4 protein-coding genes are annotated in these 4,350 nt (G+C 63.5%); all 4 read right to left on the reverse strand.

All coding sequences use genetic code 11. The features are described from left to right. A partial coding sequence (locus HJC00_RS32175) for an ABC transporter ATP-binding protein (protein WP_221103922.1) occupies positions 1–1,094 on the reverse strand: 1,094 nt, incomplete at its 3' end. A 3-nt stretch (positions 1,095–1,097) separates the two neighbouring features. Next, on the reverse strand, positions 1,098–2,069 hold the full coding sequence (locus HJC00_RS32180) for a carbohydrate ABC transporter permease (RefSeq protein ID WP_210628220.1): 972 nt from the start codon (positions 2,067–2,069) through the stop codon (positions 1,098–1,100). Then, a complete protein-coding gene (locus HJC00_RS32185; RefSeq protein ID WP_210628221.1) occupies positions 2,066–3,019 on the reverse strand; it encodes a carbohydrate ABC transporter permease in 954 nt (317 codons plus the stop codon). Before HJC00_RS32185 ends, HJC00_RS32180 begins: the two co-directional genes overlap by 4 nt. 137 nt (positions 3,020–3,156) lie before the next feature. Next, the coding region (locus tag HJC00_RS32190; RefSeq protein WP_221103924.1) for an ABC transporter substrate-binding protein at positions 3,157–4,350 on the reverse strand (1,194 nt) is incomplete at its 5' end.

Here is a 4,350-nt window from a genome sequence, read left to right on the forward strand (position 1 = left end):
TCCGGGTCGAAGAACACAGCCTTGTCGAGATTGAAGGCGAGGCGTGTGTGCTGGCCGGGTGCGATGCCGGCATCGGCGCGCAGTCGGGCGACCACTTCCTTGCCGCCGAGCTTGGTGACGGCGAAGGTGTCGGAGCCGGCGGGTTCGACGACCTCGATCAGGCAGTCGCCTTCGGTGAGCGAGCGGGCATTGCGGTCGGCGCCGTCGGGGTCGGTCAGCGCCTCGGGGCGGATGCCGAAGATCACCTGCCGGCCGGCATAGGAGGAAAGACCGTTTGCGATTGTCGTGACCGGCAGCCTGAGCGGAGCGGCGTTCGGCCGCTCGAGCGAGACGGCGAGCCCACCGGCGCCGTTTTCGACCGAGGCCTTGACCAGGTTCATCGCTGGTGAACCCATGAAGTCGGCGACGAACATGTTGGCGGGATTGTTGTAGATCTCGGCCGGCGTGCCGAACTGCTGGACGATGCCGTCCTTCATCACGGCGATGCGGGTGGCGAGCGTCATTGCCTCGATCTGGTCGTGGGTGACGTAGACGATGGTCTTGCCGGTCGCCTGATGCAGTCGCTTGATCTCGATGCGCATGTCGACGCGCAGCTTGGCGTCGAGGTTGGAGAGCGGTTCGTCGAACAGGAAGAGCTTGGGATCGCGCACCAGCGCCCGGCCCATGGCGACGCGCTGGCGCTGGCCGCCCGACAGCTGGCTCGGCTTGCGGTCGAGCAGATGGCCGATCTGCAGCACCTTGGCGACCTTGTCGATCGCCTGCTTGCGCTCTTCCGGCGGCACGCCGCGCATCTCCATGCCGAAGGCGATGTTGCCCGCCACCGTCATGTTCGGATAAAGCGCATAGGACTGGAACACCATGGCGATGTCGCGCTTGGAAGGATGCAGGCCGTTGACGGCGCGCCCGTCGATCCGGATCTCGCCCGCGGTGATCGTCTCCAGCCCGGCGATGGTGTTGAGCAGGGTCGACTTGCCGCAGCCGGACGGGCCGACCAGCACCAGGAAGCCGCCCTTTTCGAGTTCGAGATCGATGCCCTTGAGGATGTCGACGGCGCCGAAGCGCTTTCTGAGGCCGGAGATTTCCAGGAAAGCCATGGGTTACCCTTTGACTGCGCCCGCCATCAGGCCACGCACGAAGTAGCGGCCGGCGAGGATATAGACGATGAGCGTCGGCACGGCGGCGATCATCGCCGCCGCCATGTTGACATTGTATTCGACCACCCCGGTCGAGGTGTTGACGACATTGTTGAGCGCCACCGTCATCGGCATGGAGTCACCGGTGCCGGCATAGGCCGAGGCAAACAGGAAGTCGTTCCAGATGTTGGTGAACTGGTAGATGACGGTGACGACGATGATCGGCAGCGAGTTCGGCAGCATGATGCGGCGGAAGATCTGGAAGAAACTGGCGCCATCGACCTGGGCGGCCCGCACCAGCTCGGTCGGGAAGGCCTCGTAGAAATTGCGAAAGAACAGCGTCGTGAAGCCGAGGCCGTAGACGACATGGACGAAGACCAGATTGACCGTCGAATTGCCGAAGCCGAAGTTAAAGCCGGTGGCGTTCTGCAGCGTCACCCCGAAGCGACCGAGCGAGCCGAGGATGGTCGCCATCGGCAAGAGCACCGACTGGAACGGAATGAAGCAGGCAAACAGCATCAGCCCGAACACCAGCGTATGGCCGGGGAAGCGCCACTTGGTCAGGACATAACCGTTCAGCGCGCCCATGAAGGTGGAGATCGCCACCGCCGGCACCACCATCTTGATCGAGTTCCAGAAGTAGCCCTTGATGCCGGCGCAGGTCAGCCCGACGCAGGCCTCGCCCCAGGCCTTCACCCAGGGATCGAAGGTCGGCGCCTGCGGCAGCGCCAGCATGTTGCCGTTCTGGATCTCGTCCATCGTCTTGAACGAGGTCGTCAGCATGACGAAGAGCGGCATCAGGTAGAGGATGGCGAAGATCACCAGCAGGCCGTAGATGACGAGGCGGCCGATCCAGCGGGCGCTGTTGCCGCGCTCCGCTCCTGCGCCCGCCGCAGCCGATGACGACGTGCCGATCGAAGAGGTGAGGCTGCTCATCGGGCCTTCTCCTTCAGTTCGGAATAGAGATAGGGAACGATGATCGCCGAGATTGTCATCAGCATGATGATGGCGCTGGCCGAGCCGACGGCCATCTCGTTGCGCTTGAAGGTATATTCATACATGAAGTTCGACGGCAGCCAGGCCGAGCCGCCCGGCCCGCCCGAGGTCAGCGCCACCACTAGGTCGTAGGACTTGATCGCCATATGGGCGAGCACGATGAAGGCCGACAGGAAGATCGGCCGCAACAGCGGAATGACGATGCGCCGATAAAGCTGGAAGGGCGACGCCCCGTCGATCTGCGCCGCCTTCATGATCTCGCCGTCGATGCCGCGAAGACCCGCGAGGAACATCGCCATGACGAAGCCCGACGCCTGCCAGACACCGGCGATGACGACGGTGTAGATGACGAAGTCCTTGTTCTTGATCCAGTCGAAGTGGAAGCTCGTCCAGCCGAAGTGGTGCAGCGTCTGCTCCAGCCCGAGACCGGGATCGAGGAACCACTTCCAGGCGACGCCGGTGACGATGAAGGAGAGCGCCATCGGATAGAGGAAGATCGGCCGCAGCAGCCCCTCGCCGCGGATCTTCTGGTCGAGCAGGATCGCGAGCAGCAGGCCAAGCGCCAGACAGATGCCGACATAGAGGAAGCCGAAGATCGCCATGTTGGTGATCGAGGTGTACCAGGAGGATGGCGGATCGCTCTCGAAGGTCCAGCGCCACAGCCGCTGATAAGCGCGCGCGCCGGTCAACGCATAGGAGGGGAAGGTCTTGGAATTGGTGAAGGAGAGATAGGCCGTCCAGACGATGAAGCCGTAGACGAAGATCAGCGTGATGACAAAGCTCGGCGCCAGCACGATCTTCGGCAGCGCATCCTGCAGCCGGCCCCTGAGTGAGACCCGCGTCGCTTGCCGCGGCGTCAGAACCGGATCGGTGGTCGCAACTGTGCTCATGGAATGTCATCTCCTCCCTGTATGTCGTCATGGGGGGCTGGCCCGCATGCCCCTCCCCGCATGATCGCCCCGCATATCCGTCAGGGGCTGCAGCTTCCCCGCGACGACGCGGGGAAGCGTGTTCATCGGCGGCGGCCTCAGCGGGCGTCGTCGATCGCCTGGACGAGCTGGGTCACGGCTTCGTCCGAGCTCTTGATCTGGCCGTGGACGAACTTCGAGACGACGTCCTTATAGGCATTGGCGATTGCCGGAGGCGCGCCATAGCCCTGGGCGAGCGAACCGAACAGCGTGCCGCCCTCGTTGGCGGCCTTCAGATCGGCGATGCCCTTCTTGCCGCAGGCGTCGAAGTCGGTGTCGGGAACGTCGGTGCGGGCCGGAACCGAACCCTTGACGACATTGAAGGCCGACTGGAAGCTCTTCGACAGCGTCGCCGTCGCCAATGCCACCTGCGCCGCCTTGCGGTCGTCGGGAACGTTGAACATCCCGAACATGTCGGAGTTGTAGATCACGCTGCCTTCGGTGCCGGGGAAGCGGTAGCAGAGGAAGTCTTTATCCGGCGTCTTCTTGGCGGCGACGAATTCGCCCTTGGCCCAGTCGCCCATCACCTGCACCAGCGCGTCACCCTTGATGACCATCGCGGTCGCCAGGTTCCAGTCGCGGCCGGAGAAGTTCGGATCGACATATTTGACGATCTTGGCGAGGTTGTCGAAGGACTTCTTCATCGTGTCCGACTTCAGCGACGCCTCGTCGAGGTCGTTGAAGGCCTTCTTGTAGAACTCCGGCCCACCGGTCGACAGCACGATGGAATCGAACATCGTCGCCTCCTGCCAGTTCTGGCCGCCGAGCGCCAACGGGATGACACCGGCAGCCTTGGCCTTGTCGAGCAGCGCGATCAGGTCGTCGAAGCTCTTCGGCTGGGTGCCGCCGATCTTGTCCATGACAGCCTTGTTGATCCACAGCCAGTTGACCGAATGGACGTTGACCGGGGCTGCGACCCACTTGCCGTCATAGACGGAGAACTTCTGCAATGCCGCCGGCACCGACTTGTCCCAGCCTTCCTTCTTGGCCGTCTCCGTCAGGTCACCCATCACGCCGGCCTGGGCATAATCGAGCACGGTGTACCCCAGCATCTGCGAGGCCGTCGGATAGGTGCCCGCCGCCACCATCGCCTTCAGCGCCGTCATCGCCGCATCACCACCGCCGCCGGCAACCGGGACGTCCTTCCAGGCAAAACCTTCCTTCGATAGATCCTGCTTCAGGACGTTCAAAGCCGCTGCCTCGCCCCCCGACGTCCACCAGTGCAGCATCTGCACTTCCTTCACGTCGGCAGC

Source organism: Rhizobium sp. NLR22b, from assembly GCF_019685295.1.
Lineage (GTDB): Bacteria > Pseudomonadota > Alphaproteobacteria > Rhizobiales > Rhizobiaceae > Rhizobium.